The 17,921-nt window shown below is 72.6% G+C and carries 19 protein-coding genes; 9 read left to right on the top strand and 10 right to left on the bottom strand.

The window, feature by feature from the left end; genetic code table 11:
* Positions 1 to 51: 51 nt before the first annotated feature.
* The gene (locus ACVJO7_RS15425; RefSeq protein WP_491673453.1) at positions 52 to 1,092 is read right to left on the bottom strand and encodes an IS110 family RNA-guided transposase; all 1,041 of its coding nucleotides are present in this window, start codon (positions 1,090 to 1,092) and stop codon (positions 52 to 54) included.
* Between the two features lie 371 nt (positions 1,093 to 1,463).
* On the opposite strand from ACVJO7_RS15425, the gene ACVJO7_RS15420 reads away from it, so the two are divergent.
* The 3 genes from ACVJO7_RS15420 (at position 1,464) to ACVJO7_RS15410 (ending at position 3,283) form a co-directional block, all read left to right on the top strand.
* Entirely contained in the window at positions 1,464 to 1,775 is a 312-nt protein-coding gene (locus ACVJO7_RS15420; RefSeq protein WP_491673452.1) for a transposase, read from the top strand.
* 59 nt (positions 1,776 to 1,834) lie between these two features.
* Positions 1,835 to 2,530, top strand: a complete 696-nt coding sequence (locus tag ACVJO7_RS15415; RefSeq protein ID WP_491673451.1) for an integrase core domain-containing protein — start codon at positions 1,835 to 1,837, stop codon at positions 2,528 to 2,530.
* A 219-nt stretch (positions 2,531 to 2,749) separates the two neighbouring features.
* Positions 2,750 to 3,283 (top strand): DUF1707 SHOCT-like domain-containing protein, encoded by a 534-nt coding sequence (locus tag ACVJO7_RS15410; protein WP_491673450.1) that lies wholly within the window; start codon positions 2,750 to 2,752, stop codon positions 3,281 to 3,283.
* 127 nt (positions 3,284 to 3,410) lie between these two features.
* Here ACVJO7_RS15410 and ACVJO7_RS15405 read toward each other — a convergent pair whose 3' ends face one another.
* The 7 genes from ACVJO7_RS15405 to ACVJO7_RS15375 form a co-directional block, all read right to left on the bottom strand.
* Positions 3,411 to 3,830, bottom strand: coding sequence for a cupin domain-containing protein (locus ACVJO7_RS15405; RefSeq protein WP_491673449.1), 420 nt, complete (start codon positions 3,828 to 3,830; stop codon positions 3,411 to 3,413).
* Positions 3,823 to 4,296: a DUF6194 family protein gene (locus ACVJO7_RS15400; RefSeq protein WP_491673448.1), complete on the bottom strand. Its 474-nt coding sequence runs from the start codon at positions 4,294 to 4,296 to the stop codon at positions 3,823 to 3,825. The genes ACVJO7_RS15405 and ACVJO7_RS15400 overlap by 8 nt, the downstream gene beginning before the upstream one ends.
* A 48-nt stretch (positions 4,297 to 4,344) precedes the next feature.
* The gene (gene arfA, locus ACVJO7_RS15395) at positions 4,345 to 5,868 is read right to left on the bottom strand and encodes an arabinosylfuranosidase ArfA (RefSeq protein WP_491673447.1); all 1,524 of its coding nucleotides are present in this window, start codon (positions 5,866 to 5,868) and stop codon (positions 4,345 to 4,347) included.
* 39 nt (positions 5,869 to 5,907) lie between these two features.
* Positions 5,908 to 6,798: a carbohydrate ABC transporter permease gene (locus tag ACVJO7_RS15390; RefSeq protein ID WP_344024340.1), complete on the bottom strand. Its 891-nt coding sequence runs from the start codon at positions 6,796 to 6,798 to the stop codon at positions 5,908 to 5,910.
* Positions 6,795 to 7,736, bottom strand: coding sequence for a carbohydrate ABC transporter permease (locus ACVJO7_RS15385; RefSeq protein WP_344024342.1), 942 nt, complete (start codon positions 7,734 to 7,736; stop codon positions 6,795 to 6,797). The genes ACVJO7_RS15390 and ACVJO7_RS15385 overlap by 4 nt, the downstream gene beginning before the upstream one ends.
* Positions 7,733 to 9,028, bottom strand: a complete 1,296-nt coding sequence (locus ACVJO7_RS15380; RefSeq protein WP_344024344.1) for an extracellular solute-binding protein — start codon at positions 9,026 to 9,028, stop codon at positions 7,733 to 7,735. The genes ACVJO7_RS15385 and ACVJO7_RS15380 overlap by 4 nt, the downstream gene beginning before the upstream one ends.
* A gap of 383 nt (positions 9,029 to 9,411) precedes the next feature.
* A complete protein-coding gene (locus ACVJO7_RS15375; RefSeq protein WP_491673446.1) occupies positions 9,412 to 9,846 on the bottom strand; it encodes a DUF6924 domain-containing protein in 435 nt (144 codons plus the stop codon).
* A 30-nt stretch (positions 9,847 to 9,876) separates the two neighbouring features.
* Here ACVJO7_RS15375 and ACVJO7_RS15370 point away from each other — a divergent pair, with 30 nt between their 5' ends.
* Positions 9,877 to 10,227 (top strand): avidin-fold protein, encoded by a 351-nt coding sequence (locus tag ACVJO7_RS15370; protein ID WP_344024352.1) that lies wholly within the window; start codon positions 9,877 to 9,879, stop codon positions 10,225 to 10,227.
* A gap of 1 nt (position 10,228) precedes the next feature.
* Here ACVJO7_RS15370 and ACVJO7_RS15365 read toward each other — a convergent pair whose 3' ends face one another.
* A complete protein-coding gene (locus ACVJO7_RS15365) occupies positions 10,229 to 10,798 on the bottom strand; it encodes a CGNR zinc finger domain-containing protein (RefSeq protein WP_491673445.1) in 570 nt (189 codons plus the stop codon).
* A gap of 71 nt (positions 10,799 to 10,869) precedes the next feature.
* On the opposite strand from ACVJO7_RS15365, the gene ACVJO7_RS15360 reads away from it, so the two are divergent.
* Together ACVJO7_RS15360 and ACVJO7_RS15355 are read left to right on the top strand one after the other, a co-directional pair.
* Entirely contained in the window at positions 10,870 to 11,646 is a 777-nt protein-coding gene (locus ACVJO7_RS15360; protein ID WP_491673444.1) for a class I SAM-dependent methyltransferase, read from the top strand.
* Between the two features lie 143 nt (positions 11,647 to 11,789).
* The gene (locus tag ACVJO7_RS15355; protein ID WP_344024383.1) at positions 11,790 to 12,194 is read left to right on the top strand and encodes a YccF domain-containing protein; all 405 of its coding nucleotides are present in this window, start codon (positions 11,790 to 11,792) and stop codon (positions 12,192 to 12,194) included.
* Between the two features lie 362 nt (positions 12,195 to 12,556).
* Here ACVJO7_RS15355 and ACVJO7_RS15350 read toward each other — a convergent pair whose 3' ends face one another.
* Positions 12,557 to 13,810, bottom strand: a complete 1,254-nt coding sequence (locus ACVJO7_RS15350; RefSeq protein WP_344022829.1) for a M18 family aminopeptidase — start codon at positions 13,808 to 13,810, stop codon at positions 12,557 to 12,559.
* Positions 13,811 to 13,841: 31 nt separating this feature from the next.
* On the opposite strand from ACVJO7_RS15350, the gene mftG reads away from it, so the two are divergent.
* Genes mftG through ACVJO7_RS15335 form a run of 3 tightly spaced genes read left to right on the top strand, consistent with a single transcriptional unit; the run spans position 13,842 to position 17,873 of the window.
* Positions 13,842 to 15,326, top strand: a complete 1,485-nt coding sequence (mftG, locus tag ACVJO7_RS15345; RefSeq protein ID WP_344022831.1) for a mycofactocin dehydrogenase MftG — start codon at positions 13,842 to 13,844, stop codon at positions 15,324 to 15,326.
* Positions 15,323 to 15,823, top strand: a complete 501-nt coding sequence (locus ACVJO7_RS15340) for a GNAT family N-acetyltransferase (RefSeq protein ID WP_491673443.1) — start codon at positions 15,323 to 15,325, stop codon at positions 15,821 to 15,823. Before mftG ends, ACVJO7_RS15340 begins: the two co-directional genes overlap by 4 nt.
* A 10-nt stretch (positions 15,824 to 15,833) precedes the next feature.
* Complete coding sequence (locus ACVJO7_RS15335; RefSeq protein WP_491673442.1) at positions 15,834 to 17,873, top strand: M3 family metallopeptidase; 2,040 nt, start codon at positions 15,834 to 15,836, stop codon at positions 17,871 to 17,873.
* Positions 17,874 to 17,921 lie beyond the last annotated feature (48 nt).

Genomic DNA, 17,921 nt, shown 5'->3' with positions numbered 1-17,921 from the left:
TACGCGCACTGATGGCGCTACCACTACCGGCCGCCCCGACACCGCCGGTGCTCAGCGTCGACGACGTCGCGCTGCGCCGCGGGCGCCGCTACATGACGTCTTATTGTCGGCGACCCGTTTCGCGATGTATTCTTTCGCCGGCGGGTGGCATCGGACTTGCGTGACGTGCACGATGTGCAGAACAGAATTGACAGCTCGGTTGCCGCCCAGATCGAGGCGGTGCCGACGGGCGGGCCCGTGGCCTTCGCCCGATGAGAGCGCGACGGGTGCGATTCCGCACCAGCGTGCGAATTGAGCCTCGGTCGTGAACCGGCACGGATCGCCGATCTCGACCAGAAGATCCATGGCCGTGACCACGCCGACCCCGCGCATCTCTGTGAGGGTGCAGCCAAGGTCGCTGAGGAGGGCGGGAATCTGCCGGTCGAGTTCCTTGATCCGCGCCGTCAGAGTGATGATGTCGCTGAGGCTGGCCGCGAGCCGGTCGAGCTTGAGCCGCTCGGCTGGTCCGAGCAGATCGGGGGTCGCGACGCCGTCGACCAGGGACTGGAGCTGCGGGAGAACGCGGCTGGTCGAGGGCAACGTGGCGCGGATGGCGATGGGAAGCGTGACGAGGACGGCTTCGGACTCGGTGAGCAGCCGGACACGCTGCAGGACAAGTGATTCACGCCAGTCGCGGATCACCGTGAGAGTCTGCCATGACGGGCTGGGTGCGGTGTGCTTCCCGGCGGGGGGCAGCTCAGGGTCGCTGAGAGCCTCTCGGGCGATGGCCTCCGCGTCCTCGGCGTCGGTCTTGGCCCGGCGACGGCGCTTGCGCCGCTCCGCGGTGCGGTTGGCCTGGACCTCGCGCACGTCGTAACCGGCAGCCTCGAGCGCGAAGGCCAGCGGCCGGCCGAGATATCCCGATCCTTCGATGCCGATCCGGTCGATCATCAGCTCGACGCCAAGCAGGAATGTCAGCAGCTCGTCAATACCGTCCTCGGTGATGGGGAATGACTTGTTGTCGACCATCCCGCCTCGATGATCGAGGACTGCGATGGTAGCCGTATTCTTGTGGGGGTCGATCCCCGCGACACCGTGCTCGTGCGTCAACACCTGTTCCCGTCTGCGTGACCTATCGTGGACAGCGCAGACCCGCGGTGTCGGCAGATCTGGGTTGAGTCAGGCAGGCTCTCTTCAAGCCAGGCGCCGCGGGCCTGCGCTCACGCGGCCAGCCCGACACTTCGAATCGAAGACAACCTCACGGCGTCAATTGCGTTCAGAGTCGGGGCTGGCCGCCTCGAGCGTCGGCCGGGGAAGCAACGCCCTGACCGACTCCTTGATCCAAACACCCAGATCGCGTTCGTGGAGCAGATGACCTTGCGGATCTCGACGTCGTAGTCGAGGAAGGGCACGAACTCCGACCACGCGTTGTTTGAACCGTCCCGGGTTCGGTGCCGCTTCCTTCCTTGTGGAGGATGTGGATCATGTCCGAGCGCTACCCGCCCGAGCAGCGTGCCCGGGCCGTGAAGATGGTGCTCGACCACCTCGACGAGTACCGGTCGGTGTACGCGGCGTGTCAAGCGATCGGGCCGAAGGTCGGCGTGGGGGTCGAGTCGCTGCGCCAGTGGACGGTGCAGGCGCAAGTCGATGCCCAGCAGGTGCCTGGGCCGAGCACGGTCGAGCGGCAGCGGATCAAGGACCTGGAGCGTGAGGTCCGGGATCTGAAAGAGGCCAACGAGGTTCTCAAAGCTGCGTCGATTTTCTTCGCGAGGGAACTCGACCCTCGCCACCGCTGATCTGTGATTTCATCGATCAGATGCGTGCATGTCGATATCGGGTCGAGTCGATCTGTCGCGTGCTCACCGAGCAAGGCGTCCAGGTCACCCCACGCACGTATCGCAACTGGAAAACCGCCCAACCATCGGCTCGGACGATCACCGACGCCTATCTGACCGATGCGCTGCGCGCCACGACAGGCACCCCAGAAGGCATGTACGGACGACGAGAGATGACCGCACACCTACGCCGTCAGGGCCACCGTGCGGCGGCCTGCACGATCGACCGGTTGATGCGCGACGAGGGCCTGGCCGGGCTGGTCCGAGGGGCCGTCACCGCACCACGATCCCTGCCGACCACGGTGGCCGACGCGCGCCTGACCTTGTGGCGACGCGACCACCAAGGGAGGCGAATCAGCAACGGCCTCATTCACCATAGCGATGCCGGGTCTCACTACACGTCTATTGCATTCTCCGAGACTCTCAGCATCGAGGGTATCGCGGCGTCGATCGGCAGTGTCGGCGACGCCTACGATAATGCACTCGCCGAATCCACTATTGGACTGTTCAAGACCGAGGTGATCGGTAGGGACAGTCCGTTTCGGGCGCGCCCGGCGAAGACGGTCGACGACATCGAGTACGCCACGATGGAATGGGTCGACTGGTACAACCACAGGCGACTGCACAGCCTCCTGGGCTATGTCCCACCCGATGAGTTCGAAGCTGCCTACTACGCTCAACCAGCGGCGCTCCAACCGGAGCCGCCACCAGCATGAAGCCGGCACCGAACCCGAGACGGTTCACCCGCCGTGGCCGAGGTGAGGAACCGAGTGGGGGTAGTCGACGTGCCCGTCTGGTCCGGGCATGGTTCGAGCGCATCACGGCCGTGCGTCCTGATCGGGGTCGGCCTGCGGCCGGCGAGCGGCACACCCTGAACCCCGGCTCCGGGGGCAACCCCGACGCCCCCGGCGGCCGCGCCACCTACCGTCGGAACCATGAACGCACCGCGGGACCTGCGCGTCTCTCACGCCGAACGGGCGCACATCGCCGCGCTGCTGGACCGGCACCACATCGACGGCCGGATCGACGGCACAGAGCTCGGCGAGCGCCTCGCCCAGGTCACCACCTCGGTCACCCGCGCGGACCTGAACCGGGTGGTCGCCGACCTGCCCGGTGCGGCCGACGCCGTGCCCACCCGCGAGCTGCTGGACCTGACGAACACCGCCGGGGACCTGCGGCGGTCGGGGGAGTGGCTGGTGCCGCCACGCGTCGTGGTGCGGTCCCGCTTCGGCAACGCCCGGCTGGACATGCGTCGGGCCCGGTTCGTCACCGGCGACGTGCTGGTCGAGTCGGGTCTGACCGTCGGCAACCTGGAAATCAGGCTGCCGACGGGCGCGACCGCCGATCTCACCGGCGTGCGCACGCAGTTCGGGACGGTCCGGGACCGGCTGGGCGGGTCGGACCGGCCGGGGACGCCGCACGTGGTCGTCGTCGGTGGGACGTGGTTCGGGAACATCACGGTCCGCTGAGCCCGCCGGGACCCAGGTCCCGGAAGTACCGCGCGACCGGCCACCGCTCGAACCCGAGCGACCCGTAGGCGGCCCTGGCCGGTGCGTGGCCGGGATCGTCACCGGCATCGGTCCACGGCAGCCGGGGTCAGGCAGGTTCGGCGTCCCCGGCCGGGTGCTCGGTGAACCAGTCGACGACGCCCGGCATGTGCCGCTCGAAGCCACCCGGGAACGACAGGTTGAGCACGCCCGCCGGGGTGTCGCCGCGGTTCTCGAAGTCGTGCGTCACCCCGCCGGGCACGACGACGAACGCACCCCTCGCCGCGTCCACCCAGCGGTCGCCGACCAGCACCGACATGGTGCCGCCCAGCACGTAGAACACGTCGTCCTCGGGATGGCTGTGCGCGCCCGGCCCGGCGGTGTGCGGTTCCAGCCACCACTCGGAGATCGAGTAGCCACCGCCGGTCTCGGCGCCGTCGGCCTTGAACACCGCCGAGATCCGGCCCATGTCGTAGTGCCGGCCCTCGCCGGGGCCCAGCACCACCGGGGCCCGGTCCGTCTCAGCCATCGCCGTCCTCCTCGCCCGTGCCGGTCGTGTCCGGGACGACGGTAGGCACGGTCCGCCCGCGCGTCTTGGACGAACGGGAACCCGCGACCCCGTGCGCGGTGACGAGCAGTTCCCGCACCAGCGGCCAGGTGGTGTCCGGGTTGAGCACCGACACCCACCGGGACGACGCGTAGACCGGGTGCGGGAACAGCACGTCGAGCGCGGCCGGGTCGTGCCCGGCCGATTCACCGAACAGTTCCCGGAAACGCGCCGCGGGCAGTCCGATGTTCAGCCGGAACACCCCCGGCCGGTCCAGATCGGAGAAGGCGTCGTTGACATCGGAGTGGACCAGCGTGGCCCAGCCCTGCCGCGGGCGTCGCTCGTAGTCGAGATCGGGATCGTGAACGGCGAACACGTCGCCGTTCGCCTCGATCAGCCGGGTGCCGGGGAAGGTCGCCAGAAACGCGATGATCTCGTCGGAACGCATTCCGTCAAGACAGCAGGTTTCCAGCGAACGACGCCCAATTCAAGTGATTCAGATCACATAAAGCGGGACGACCGCCCAGGACAGCGGCGGCAGCGTCACCGACACCTCGTCCCCCTCGACCCGCACCCCGTCCAGCGGCCGCATCCCGACCGCCTCCGGCGCGGCCTCGTTGTTGGTGGTGTGCCGGTCCTGGCCCGGCCCGGCGGCCAGCACCTCGGCCCGTCCGGGTCGCAGCTCCCCGAAACCGTGCAGCGCGATCCGCACCTCGGCCGGCTCGGTGAGGTCGCGGTTGGCCAGGAACAGCGCGAGCGTCCCGCCGTCCGGGTCCCAGGTGCCCGCCGAGTCGACCACCGGGGCGTCGCCGAGCCGGCCCGCGTCGTAGTGGTCGCCCCGGGCGCGGACGTCGAGGATCTGCCCGCGGGCGTGCTCGCGCATCACCCGGAACGGGTGCGCCACGGTCTGCGTCCAGGCGGCCCCGCCGGGCTCGCTGCGCACCATCCCGATCACGTTGACCAGCTGCGCCTGGCAGGCGATCCGCACCCGCTCGCCGTGCCGGAGCAGCGCGTGCAGCATCGTCCCGACGACGACGGCGTCGGTCACCGAGTACTCGTCCTCGATCACCCGCGGGGCGACGGCCCAGTCGTCGGTCTGCTGGTGGATGCCGCCGGCGCGGTGCCGGCTCTGGTACCAGACGTTCCACTCGTCGAACGAGACGTGGATCCGCCGCCGGTGCCGACCGCGGGCCCGCACGGCGTCCGCGGTGGCCACCACCGACCGGATGTAGGAGTCCATGTCGACGGCCTTCGCCAGGAACTCGCCGGGCCCGTCGGTCTCCTCGTAGTAGGTGTGCGCGGAGATGTAGTCGACCTGGTCGTAGGCCAGCTCCAGGACGGTGCGCTCCCAGTCGCCGAAGGTCGGCATCGAGCTGTGCGAGCTCCCGCAGGCGACCAGTTCGATCGACGGGTCGACCAGGCGCATCGCCCGCCCGGCCTCGGCGGCGAGCCGGCCGTACTCGGCGGCCGTCTTGTGCCCGACCTGCCAGGGGCCGTCCATCTCGTTGCCCAGGCACCACAGCCGGATGCCGAACGGGTCGTCGTCGCCGTTCTTGCGCCGCAGGTCCGACCAGGCGGTGCCGCCCGGGTGGTTGGCGTACTCGACCAGGTCGAGCGCCTCCTGCACGCCGCGGGTGCCCAGGTTGACGGCCATCATCGGCTCGGCGCCGGCGGCCCGCGTCCAGTGCACGAACTCGTGCAGCCCGAACTCGTTGGTCTCGATCGTCCGCCAGGCCAGGTCGAGGCGTCGCGGACGCTCGGCGACCGGCCCGATTCCGTCCCGCCAGTCGTGCCCGGAGACGTAGTTGCCGCCCGGGTAGCGCACCACGGTCGGGCCGATCTCGCGGACCCGGTCGAGGACGTCGCCGCGGAACCCGCGCTCGTCGGCCGTCGGGTGCCCGGGTTCGAAGATCCCGGTGTAGACGCCCCGGCCCATGTGCTCGACGAACGAGCCGAACAGCCGGGGCGGGACCTCGCCCGCGGTGAAGTCGGCGCCGACGGAGAGGTGCGCGCGTGCCATGGAATTCCTTTCGTAGGACTGGTGGGGACGGACTCGTGGTCACCGGCCGCCGAGGCCGGTCGTGGCGATGCCCTGGACGATCTGGCGCTGGAAGAACAGGAACGCGACCACCAGCGGGAGCCCGGCGAGTACGGCGCCCGCCATCACCTGCGCGTAGCGGACCCCGAACGAGCTCTGCACCTGCACCAGCCCGACCGGCAGCGTCATCAGCGAGGGATCGGACAGGATGATGAAAGGCCAGAGGAAGTTGTTCCAGCACTGGATGAACACGAAGATCGCGACCGCGGCGAGGATCGGCCGGGACAGCGGCAGCACGATCGTCAGGAAGATCCGCAGCGGGCCGGCGCCGTCGATCCGGGCGGCCTCCTCCAGCTCGTGCGGGATGGCGTCGAAGAACTTCTTCAGGATGAACACCATCGCCGGTACGACGATCTGCGGCAGGATCACGCCGAGATAGGTGTCGGCGAGCCCGACGGCCAGCATCTGCTCGTAGAGCGGGACGATCAGTATCTGCGAGGGCACCATCACCCCGGCGACGGTGATCGCGAACAGCGTCCGCCGGCCGCGGAAGTGGGTGCGCGAGAACCCGTAGGCGGCCGCCGCGGACAGCGCCAGCGTCAGCAGCGTGACGGCGACGGCGACGATCGTGCTGTTGACGAACCAGCGGGTCAGGTCGCCGACCGACAGCACCTCGACGTAGGCCTGCGCGGTGAACCCGGAGTCGGGGATCACCTGCGGCGGGACGGTCGTCGTCTCGCCCTCGTGCTTGAGCGAGGTGAGCACCGCCCAGACCAGCGGCGCCGCCCAGATGACGGTGAGCGCGCCGAGCGCCGAGTAGATCGTGGCGCTGACCAGCGGGTTGCGCCGGATCCGGCGGCGTCCGGGTGCCGGGTGCGACGTCGTCGCGGGCGGTTCGAGGGTGGCGGTCATGCGGACCTCCTCCGGCCGGCGAGCCAGGCGTGCGCGAGTGCGATCACCAGGATGAGCAGGAAGAACACGTAGGAGATCGCGGAGGCGTAGCCGAGCCGGTAACCGACGAAGCCGGTGTCGTAGACGTACTGCAGGACCGGGGTGACCGAGCCCTCCGGCCCGCCGTCGCCGACGAACAGGATGTAGGCCTGGTCGAACAGCTTCAGCGAGGCCAGCAGCTGCAGCACGATCACCAGGCCGGTGGTCGGCGCGATCAGCGGGATGACGATGGAGCGGATGGTCCGCCAGCGACCGGCGCCGTCGGTGGCGGCGGCCTCCAGCACGTCCGGCGGGATGGCCTGCAGGGCGGCCAGGTAGAGCAGGAAGTTGAACCCGACCGTCCACCACACGGTCAGCAGCACCACCGACCACAGCGCCACCGACGGGTCGCTGGTCCAGCCGACCGGTTGCATGCCGACCAGGCCGAGCAGCCCGTTGAGCAGGCCGACGTCGTTCTGGAACAACCAGTTCCAGATCAGCGCCACGGTGGCGACCGGCATCAGGTACGGGGCGAAGAAGGCCAGCCGCCAGAACCACTGGCCGCGCGCGCCGGAGTGCACCAGCAGTGCCATGACCAGCGCGATCAGCACCAGCGGGATGGTCGAACCGATGGTGAACACCAGCGTCGTCCAGAGGCTGGACCACACCAGTGGATCGGCGAACAACCGGGTGTAGTTGTCCAGGCCGACGAACGCGGAGCCGGACCGGACCAGGCTGGTGTCGTGGAAGCTCATCCACAGCCCGCGGGTCAGCGGCCAGATCACGAACGCCGCGTAGCTGAGCATGAACGGCAGCACGAACCAGATCCCGGGCGGGATCCGGCGGTGGCGGGAGACGGCCGCCGGGGCCCCGGTGGGCCCGGCCGGTGCGGGCGTGCGGACCTCGCTCGGCGCGCTCACAGCGGGGACTCCAGCCGCAGCTGCTCGTCCAGCCAGGCGGTCAGGTCGTCGGCGCCCCGTTCGGGGGCGAGCCCGCCGCCGGCGACGGCCTGCAGGGTCTGCGCGGCCCGGTTCATCATCGTCGACCCCGATCCGGAGTAGTAGGCGACCGGATCGAACTCGACGTCGTCGACCACGTCGCGGTAGCGCGACTGCGGCTGCATCGCGAGGTACTCGGGGCTCTCGGCGACGGCGGCGAGCGCCGGGACGTGCCCGCCCTCGGCCCAGGACACGCTGTCGTCGAGCATCGAGACCGCCAGGTCGTAGGCGACCGACCGGACCGCCGGGTCGACCGAGTCCTGCCGCGGGACGACGAAACAGTGGCTGTCCGCCCGGACGATCGCCCGGTCGCCGAAGACGGCCGGGAAGCGGGTCATCGAGAACGGGATGCCCGCCGTCTCCGCGGACGTGTACTCCCACGGACCGGTCACCAAGAACCCGGACTGGGCGCTGGCGAACGTCGCGACCGCGGCGTCCGAGTCGAGCGTGGGGGAGGCGACCGTGCCGTCGCAGAAGGACTGCAGGTAGCCCATCGCCGTGACCATCGCGTCCCGGTCGACCCGGGCCGGTCCGCCGTCGGGCAGGTCCATCCGGCCGCCCGCCTGGTTGTACAGCGACCAGAACAGCATCCACGGCTCGTTCGTGCCGGTCGCGGCGAACGCGATCCCGATCGCGCCGGTGACCTCGGCGGCCCGGCGGCCGGCGTCGAGCAGGGTGTCCCGGCCGTGCAGCGGGCGCAGCTCGCCCGCGGCGTCGAGCAGGCCGGCCCGGTCGCAGATCTCGGTGTTGTAGTAGAGGACCATCGGGTGCGTGTCGAGCGGGAGCCCGACCAGCTCCCCGTCGACGGCGAGCCGCTCGGTGATCGCCGGCGGGAAGTCGTCGAGCCGGACGCCGCGGGCCTCCAGCTCGGCCAGGTCCCAGGGTTCGAGCAGGTCGCGGCCGAAGGTCACCAGACGCGAGGTGTGCAGCGTGGCCAGGTCCGGGGCGCGGCCGCCGGCGCAGGCCATCGCGAGTTTCGTGTAGTACGGCGCCCCCCACTCCAGGGTGGTGGCGCGGACCTCGATCCGCGGGTGGTCGGCGCGGAACCGGTCGACCAGGCCGACCATCCGTTCGCCGTCGCCGCCGCCGAAGAAGTTCCAGTAGGCGAGGGTGAGATCGGGGGAGGGGGCGGTCGAGCATCCGGTGAGCAGCGCCCCCGCGGTGAGGCCGGCCGCGCCCAGGAAGCCGCGCCTGCTCAGCGCCGGGGAGCTCATCCGGTGACGCCGGTCGGCCTGTGCGGCCCGGCCCGCCCCGACGGGGGTCGTCGCTCGGTCGGTCGGACACGTGATCGGTCCATCGGATCTCCCGTGACTCGAGGCTGCCCTGGCTCGAGGTGCCGCGCAGCGCCGGTGCTGCCGATGCGAGCGTAGTATGTTCGCGCTCACATTTTCGGATGGTGCCTGCTCGGATCGGGATGGTCAAGGGTTGCGGCCTGCCCGCAGGGCACCGCGCTATCGCGGATATTGGGCTGAGTGGTCGTCACAGAATGCGGCGAGTGCGCAGGTCCGCAATGATGTTAGCGATAACATTTCTACAGCGTTCCGCATGAGTCGGTGCGGCCACTCTCGACGGCCGCGCCGGGGTGGGCCCGGGCCGGTCACCCGAACCCGCGGAACACCCGGTCGGGCCACAGCTGGGCCTGGTCGGCGTACGCGGCGAACTCCACGGCGCGCAGCGACACGTCGTTCTGCACGCTCCACAGCTGCGCCGCGGCGACCCGCAGGGTCCGGCCGGGCTCGTCGCGCAGGTCCGCGGCGACCAGCGGGAAGCCGTGGTCGGTCAGGGTGTGCTCGTCCACCACGAACAGCAGCGGATGCCGCTCGCCGATCCCGTCCTCCAGTGCGAACGCCACCACCCGGTCCACCGGCCAGTCGCCGAACAGATCCTCGGTGACGACGTCGAACGTGGCCGGCGCCGTGTCCTCGACCGGATCGACCGGGGCGATGATCCCGAGCAGCTCGTTCCACGGTCCCTCGCCGCTGTCGGACGCCGTCCGGACCAGCGGGCACCGACGCGTCGCGGGGAACTCCACCCGGCCATCCTCCCGTGCCAGGCTGGCGGGGTGAGCAGTGCACCCAGTGTCGACGGCCGCCGGTTCGCGGGGATCAGCAACTCCGCCGACGGCGAGGTCGGGCAGGCCACCGTGTTCAGCTACCACGAGGCGGACGGCCTGGTCTGGGCCGAGTACGCCGGCGGCGCCGTGCGGCTGGGGCGGCTGGTCGGCACCCGGGACGGCGACCTGCTGCGGTTCCGCTACGTGCACGTCGCGGTCGACGGCGAGTCGAGCTCCGGCCGGTGCGAGGCGCGGCTCGAGGTGCTCGCGGACGGGCGGCTGCGGTCGCACGAGGACTGGTGCTGGGAGTCGCGGCCGGGCGCGGGGGCGAGCGTGGTGGAGGAGATCCCGGCCGGGTGACTCAGTCCTCCCGGCGCCGGGCCCGGAACGCGGCGGCCTTGACCCGGTTCTGGCAGGCCGTCGAGCAGAATCGGCGGGTGCCGTTGCGCGACACGTCGATGAAGACGCGATCACAGGCCGGGGCGGAGCACACCCCGAGCCGGTCGTGCGCCGGGTTCCCCAGGACGACCGCCAGTGCCGTCGCCATCGACGCCGCCCAGCTGCGGGCCCAGCCCGCGTCGACCGCGTGGAAGTGCAGGTGCCAGGGCCGGTCGCCGTGCCGGGCGAGCACCGGCACCGCGCCGGTCTCGGTGAGCAGCGCGTTCACCGTGGCCGCGGCGGAGTCGAGATCGCCACGCTCGACGTCGGCGAACACCGTGTACATCCGGCCCGCCCAGCCGCGCAGCAGCACCATCTCCGCGGCCGGGGGGCGGTCGTCGAACCAGTGGTCCTCGCGCGGGACGAGGGCGGCCTCCACCCCCGGCCCGTCGTCGCCGGGATGGGGGCGGCCGCGGGCCTCGCCCGGGGTCAGCAGGTTCACCACGGCGACGGCAGCGGCGAGCACATCGCTGGTGTGACTGTCGAAGTCCACTTGACCAGTTACTCCTCGGTCATTACCGTCGTCACTGGTGAACAGGATAACGACAGTGATGGAGTGGCATCATGGCAGTGGCCCGGGACGTCGCGGTGGAGTGGGTCGACCGGTGGGACGCCCAGCAGGAGGGGTACGTGCCGGACCGCGAGGAGCGGTTCGCGGTGCTGGCCGACCTCGTTGAGCACGCGGTGCGGGAGGTGGCCGAGCCGGTCGTCGTCGATCTCGGGTGCGGCCCGGGCTCGCTCGCGGCGCGGATCGCCGAGCGGGTGCCGCGCGCGCTGATCGTCGGGGTGGACGCCGATCCGCTGCTGGTCGAGCTGGCCCGCGGCCGGTACGGCGACCTGGCGCGCTGGTCGGTCGCCGATCTCGCGACCGACGGCTGGGCGGCCACGCTGCCCGGCCCGGTACACGCCGCCGTCTCCACCACCGCGCTGCACTGGATGCTCTCCGAGCAGCTCGCCGGGCTCTACCGGACGGTCGCCGCACACACCGCCCCCGGCGGGCTGCTGGCCAACGGTGACCACCTGGCCGTCGCCGACGGTCTCGCCGGTCTCGCCGGTGCCGTCGCCGCCGGGCGGGCCCGCCGGTCCGGCGTGACCGGGCGGGAGGGCTGGACCGACTGGTGGGACGCGCTGCTCGGCGATCCCCGGCTCGCCGGCCTGACCGACGGGCGGGCGCGGGCACGGTCCGCGGTGCAGGACGCGGCGGGCGAGTCCGAGCACCACGACGGCAGCAACCGGCTCTCCGCCGCCGACCACGTCCGCCTCCTGCTGGACGCGGGCTACAGCGGTGCGGGCGTTGTCTGGCAGCACGGTGACGACACGGTCGTCGCGGGGGTGCGGTGAACCGGCCTCCCCCGCGGGCGGCCGTTCGCGGGGCGGGGTGCGCGCCGGGCGGCACAGCGCCCGCGGCCGCCCGGCACAATTCGCGCGAACATCAGGGTGAACCCTGAGTTGGGCCCCTCCGGACCGGGCATCCTGGAAGCATGCTGCGGCTGATCCTGAACGTCATCTGGCTGGTGCTCTCGGGCTTCTGGCTGTTCCTGGGCTACATGGCCGCCGGCATCGTGGCCTGCGTGCTGATCGTGACGATCCCGTTCGGCATCGCGTCGTTCCGGATCGGTTTCTACGCGCTGTGGCCGTTCGGCCGGGACGTGGTGCGCCGCCCGTCCGCCGGAGTGGCCTCGATGATCGGCAACGTGCTGTGGATCCTGCTGTTCGGCTGGTGGCTGGTGCTGGGGCACATCGCCACCGCGCTGGCGCTCGCGGTGACGATCATCGGCCTGCCGCTGGCCTGGGCGAACCTGAAGCTGATCCCGGTTTCGCTGTTCCCGATGGGCTCGCAGATCGTCGACACCGACGCCTACGTGCCCGGTTCGCGCGTCGCGGCCTGATCCCGCCGCGCCGCACCGCATCCCGCCGCGCCGCACCGCATCCCGCCGCGCCGCGCCGCGCCGCACCTCGCGCCGCGCCGCGCGTCGCACCCCTCGCGCCGCGCCGTGCCCCCGCTCCGCGCCGAGATGCAGATCAGCGGGAATTGTTGATCTTTGGGGCCCGCTGATCTGCATCTCGGTGGCGCGAGGGGTGCGACGCGGCGCGGGAGGTGCGACACGGCGCGTGGCGTGGCGTGGAGCGGCGGTGCGAGGTGCGGTGCGCGGTGCGCTGCGTGGTGCGGCGCGGGCGCGGGCGGTTGACGAGGTGTGGAGCGGCGGTGCGCGGCGCGGGGGCCCGGGGCGGCGCGGAGGCGCGGGGCGGGTCAGTCCGGGTCGGTCAGGAACTCGACGCCGACCTGCTGCAGCAGCTCCGGATCGCGCACCCCGCACAGCTCACGGGCCGAGTGCATGGACAGCACCGGGATCCCGACGTCGACGGTCCGGATCCCCAGCCGGGTCGCCATGATCGGCCCGACGGTCGACCCGCAGGGCACCGTGTTCTTCGAGACGAACACCTGGTTCGGCACGTCGGCGGCCCGGCAGGCGCGCTTCCAGGCGGCCGCGCCGGGCGCGTCGGTGGCGTACCGCTGCACCGCGTTGACCTTCAGCGACGGCCCGTGGTTGGGCAGCGACAGGTGGTCGGTGTCGTGCTTGTCCAGGTGGTTCGGGTGCGCCGCGTGGGTGACGTCCACCGACAGGCAGCGCGACCGGGCGAACACCGTGCGGCGATCGTCGAACCCGCCGGCCAGCCGGGTCAGCACGGTCTCCAGCAGCGGCCCGGCCGCCCCGGTCGCCGAGTCCGAGCCGATCTCCTCGTGATCGAACCCGACGAACACCGGTACCGTCGCCGGGTCCCGCCGGGCGGCGGTGAGCAGTGCGGAGATCCCGGCGTGCACCGACGCCAGGTTGTCCAGCCGGGGCGCGGCCAGCAGCTCCTCGTCGCGGCCGAGGGTGGCCGGCGGGGTGAGGTCGAAGGTGAACAGGTCGTGCGCGGCGACGTCGGCCGGGTCCACCCCGGCGAGCGCGGCCAGGAACCCGACGAGATCGCCGCCCGCCGGGTCGCCGATCCCCCAGACCGGCAGCAGATGCCGCTGCGGGTCCAGGGTGAGGCCCTGGTTCACGCCGCGGTCGAGATGGATCGCGAGCTGCGGGATGCGCAGCAGCGGCCGGTCCACCAGCACCGGCACGACCCGGCCGTCGTACAGCGCGAGCCGCCCGGCCAGCCCCAGGTCGCGGTCCAGCCACGAGTTCCACAGCGCGCCGCCGTAGACCTCGACGCCGACCTGCCGCCAGCCCGCCGTCCCGACGTCCGGGTTCGGCTTGACCTTGAACCCCGGCGAGTCGGTGTGCGCGGCGAACACCCGCAGCGGCCGCGGCGCGCCGGCGGGCTGCCACCAGGCCAGGATCGTGCCGTCGCGCACCAGGTACCGGCCGCCGGCGCCGTCGATCCACGGGCCGTCCTCGGGTTGCTCGACGAAGCCCTCGGCGGTCAGCCGGCGGACGGCCTCGGCCACCGCGTGGTACGGCGACGGGCTCGCGGTGAGGAACGCGGAGAGATCACGGGCGGCGTCGGTCACGTGAGGCATCCTGTCAGTGATGATGGCGGCGATGACGGAGACCTTCGACGTGGTGGTGGTCGGCGCCGGGTCAGCGGGCTGCGCGCTGGCCGGGCGGCTCGCCGCGCGCGGGATCCGGACGGCGCTGGTGGAGGCCGGCGCCGTCGTCGTCCCGCCGGAGTCGACGCCGATCGCCTCGCTCGCCGCGACCGCGCCCGGGCACGTGCTGAACTGGGCGTACCACGCGACGCTGGCGCACGGCCGGGAGGCGACGGTGCCGCGCGGCCGGGTGCTCGGAGGCTCCGGCGCGATCAACGGCGGCTACTTCGTGCGCGCGGTTCCCGCCGACTTCGCGGACTGGGCCGTCCCGGACTGGTCCTACGACGACGTGCTGCCCTACTACCGGCGGCTGGAGCGCGATCTCGACTTCTGCACCGCCGACGTGCACGGCGACTCCGGGCCGCTGCGGATCTCCCGGCCGGCCGGCCCGCTGCTGGCCCCGGTCACCGAACCGTTCCTGCGGGCCTGCGCCGAGCTGGGCTACCCGGCGGAGCCGGACAAGAACTCCGGCGACCCGCCCGGCGCGGGCCCGGTCCCCACGAACGCCGTCGACGGCCGGCGGATCAGCTCGGCGACCGCGTACCTGCCGCCGCCGTGGGGCGAGGCCGAGTGGTGCGACGCGCTGACCGTGCTCGGCGGCCGGGCCGTCGACACCCTGCTGCACTCCGGCGGCCGGGTGCACGGCGTCCGGATCGGCGACGACGAGCTGCTCGCCGGGGAGGTCGTCGTCAGTGCCGGTGCGGTGGGCACCCCGGCGCTGCTGCAGCGGTCCGGGATCGGGCCGGAGGACACCCTGCGCGCGGCCGGGGTCCCGGTCCGGCACGAGCTGCCGGGCGTCGGCCGCGGCTGGTCGGACCATCCGGCGGTGTTCCTGCCGCTGCGCAGCGGGCTGCCCGATCCGGACCCGGACGCGGTGGCCGGCCAGGCCGCGCTGAACCTGGACTCGGGCACCGACCCGGCCGGCGACCTGGAGGTCCTGTTGTTCGCTCATCCGTTCGCGCCGGGCGGCCCGGCACACCTGATGTGCGCCGTGCAGCGCCCGGACAGCCGCGGGATGCTCGCGGTCACCTCACCGGACCCGGCGGACCCGCCGCGGCTGGACTTCCGCTACCTGCGCAGCACCTCGGACCGGCACCGGATGCGGGCCGCGGTCCGGATCGGCGCGGAGATCCTGCGGGTGGCCGGCTGGGACCGGGCCGGGGCGGACGACGGCGGCCCGGCCGGCTGGGAGCTGGGCAACGACACCCGGCTCGACGAGTGGGTGCAGGGGCGGCTGACCACCTCGGTGCACCTGTCCGGCAGTGCGCGGATGGGCACCGGGCCGGACGCCGTCGTCGGGCCGGACCTGCGGGTGCACGGCCTGGCCGGGCTGCGGGTCGCGGACACCTCGATCCTGCCGTCGGTCCCGCGGCGCGGCCCGGCCGCCACCGCCGTGATGATCGGCGAGCGGGCCGCCGACCTGGTGGTGGCGTCGTGATCCGGCCCGCCGTCCCGGCCGACGCACCGGCGCTGCGCGAGATCGAGCGGGCCGCGGGCGAGCCGTTCCGGGAGATCGGGCTGGACGTCGTCGCCGACGACGAGCCGCCACCGGCCGCGCTGCTGGCGGCCTACGCGACGGCCGGGCGCGCGTTCGTCGCCGAGCACGACGGACGCCCGGCCGGGTACCTGCTCACCGAGCTCGTCGACGGCTGCGCGCACCTGGAGCAGGTGTCGGTGCTGCCCCGGATGCGCGGCGCCCGGATCGGCGAGGCACTCGTCGAGCACCTGGCCGGGTGGGCCCGCGACCGGCGGCTGCCCGCGCTGACCCTCACCACCTACCGGGACGTGCCGTGGAACGGGCCGTACTGGCTGCGGCTCGGGTTCCGCGAGCTGATCGAGCTCGGCCCCGGTCTGCGGGCGGTCCGGGACGCCGAGATCGCCCGCGGCCTGGACGTCTGGCCGCGGCTGGCGATGCGCCGGGACCTGGGCTCGTAGTGTCGCCGGTATGACGACCGCGGAGAACCCGTTCCTCACCCCGAGCGAGCTGCCGTTCGCACTCCCCGACACCACCCGGATCCGCGACGACCACTACCTGCCCGCGTTCGAGGCCGGGATGGCGCAGCAGCGCGCCGAGGTGGCCGCGATCGTCGGCGCCGGGGAGCCGACCTTCGAGAACACGGTGGCCGCGCTGGAGCGTTCCGGCTCCGTGCTGGACCGGGTGTCGGCGCTGTTCTTCACCCGGGTGTCGGCGCACACCTCCCCGGCGATCCAGGAGATCGAGGCCCGGGTCGCGCCGCTGCTCGCCGCGCACGTCGACGCGATCCGGCTCGATCCCGAGCTGTTCGCCCGGATCGACGCGCTGCACGCCCGCCGGGACACCCTCGGGCTCGGCGCCGAGTCGCTGCGGCTGCTGGAGCGCCACCACCGGGACATGGTCCGGGCCGGGGCGCAGCTCGGTGCGACCGAACAGGCCCGGCTGCGGGAGCTGAACGAGGAGCTGTCCGGGCTGACCACCGCGTTCGGCGCGATGCTGCTGGCCGGGGCGAACGCGGCAGCGGTGCACGTCACCGACCGGTCCCGGCTCGACGGGCTCTCCGACGACGCGATCGCGGCCGCCGCGGCGGCGGCCACCGACCGCGGGTACGACGACGGCTGGCTGCTCACCCTGGTGCTGCCGACCGGCCAGCCCGCCCTCGGGGCGCTGACCGACCGGTCGCTGCGCGAGGAGCTGCACCGCGCGTCGGTGTCGCGCGGGCTGGACGGCGAGCACGACACCCGCGCGACCGTGCTGCGGATCGTGCGGGTGCGGGCCGAGCGGGCGCGGCTGCTCGGCTACCCGGACCACGCGTCCTACGTGATCGACGACACGACCGCGGGCACCGCGCAGGCGGCCCGGGAGATGCTGGAGTCGCTGGTCCCGGGCGCCGTCGCGAACGCCGACCGGGAGCTGGCCGACCTCGCCGGGCTCGCCGGGACCGAGCTCGAGCCGTGGGACCGCGCGTTCCACGCCGAGCGGTTCCGCCGGGAGCGGCTCGCCGTCGACGACGCGGCGCTGCGGCCGTACCTGGAGGCCGAGCGGGTGATCACCGACGGCGTGTTCCGGGCCGCCGGGGAGCTCTACGGCATCCGGTTCGCCGAGCGCACCGACCTGCCCGCCTACCACCCCGACGTCCGCTGGTGGGAGGTCAGCGACGACGCCGGCGCGGTGCTCGGCCTGTTCGGTGCGGACCTGTGGGCGCGGCCGTCGAAGCGCGGTGGTGCCTGGATGAACTCGCTGGTCACGCAATCGTCGTTGCTCGGGACGACCCCGGTCGTGCTGAACACGCTGAACCTGGTGAAGCCGGCCGCCGGCGAGCCGGCGCTGCTGTCGCTGGACGAGGTCCGGACGCTGTTCCACGAGTTCGGGCACGCCCTGCACGCGCTGTTCTCCGACGTCGAGTACCCGACGTTCGCCGCCACCGCGGTGCCCCGCGACTTCGTCGAGTTCCCCAGCCAGGTCAACGAGATGTGGCTGGAGGACCCGCAGATCCTGGCGTCGTTCGCCCGGCACCACGCGACCGGCGAGCCGCTGCCCGCCGAGCTGCTCGCGGCGGCGCTCGCCGCCCGCGGCTACGGCGAGGGATTCGCCACCACCGAGTACCTGGCGGCGGCGCTGCTCGACCAGGCGTGGCACCGGCTCTCGCCGGAGGAGGCCGACGCGGTCGCCGACGTCGGCGCGTTCGAGCAGCAGGCCCTGGAGGCGGCCGGGATCGCGCACTCGCTGATCCCGCCGCGCTACCGGACGACGTACTTCAACCACGTCTTCGGCGGCAGCGGCTACGCGGCCGCCTACTACTCCTACATCTGGGCCGAGGTGCTCGACGCCGACACGGTCGCCTGGTTCGGCGAGCACGGCGGGCTGCGCCGGGAGAACGGCGACCGGTTCCGCCGCGAGGTGCTGTCCCGCGGCGGCTCGGTGGACGCGATGACGGCCTACCGCGCGTTCCGCGGCCGGGACCCGCGGATCGAGCCGCTGCTCACCCGGCTCGGGCTCGCGACCGGCTGACCGCCGGGCGCCCCCGCCGTCCGATGGGGAGCGCCGGACGGCGGGGGT

The sequence above is a fragment of the Pseudonocardia sp. DxW genome, from assembly GCF_058448985.1.
This window is presented reverse-complemented; position numbering and strand designations above follow the sequence as displayed.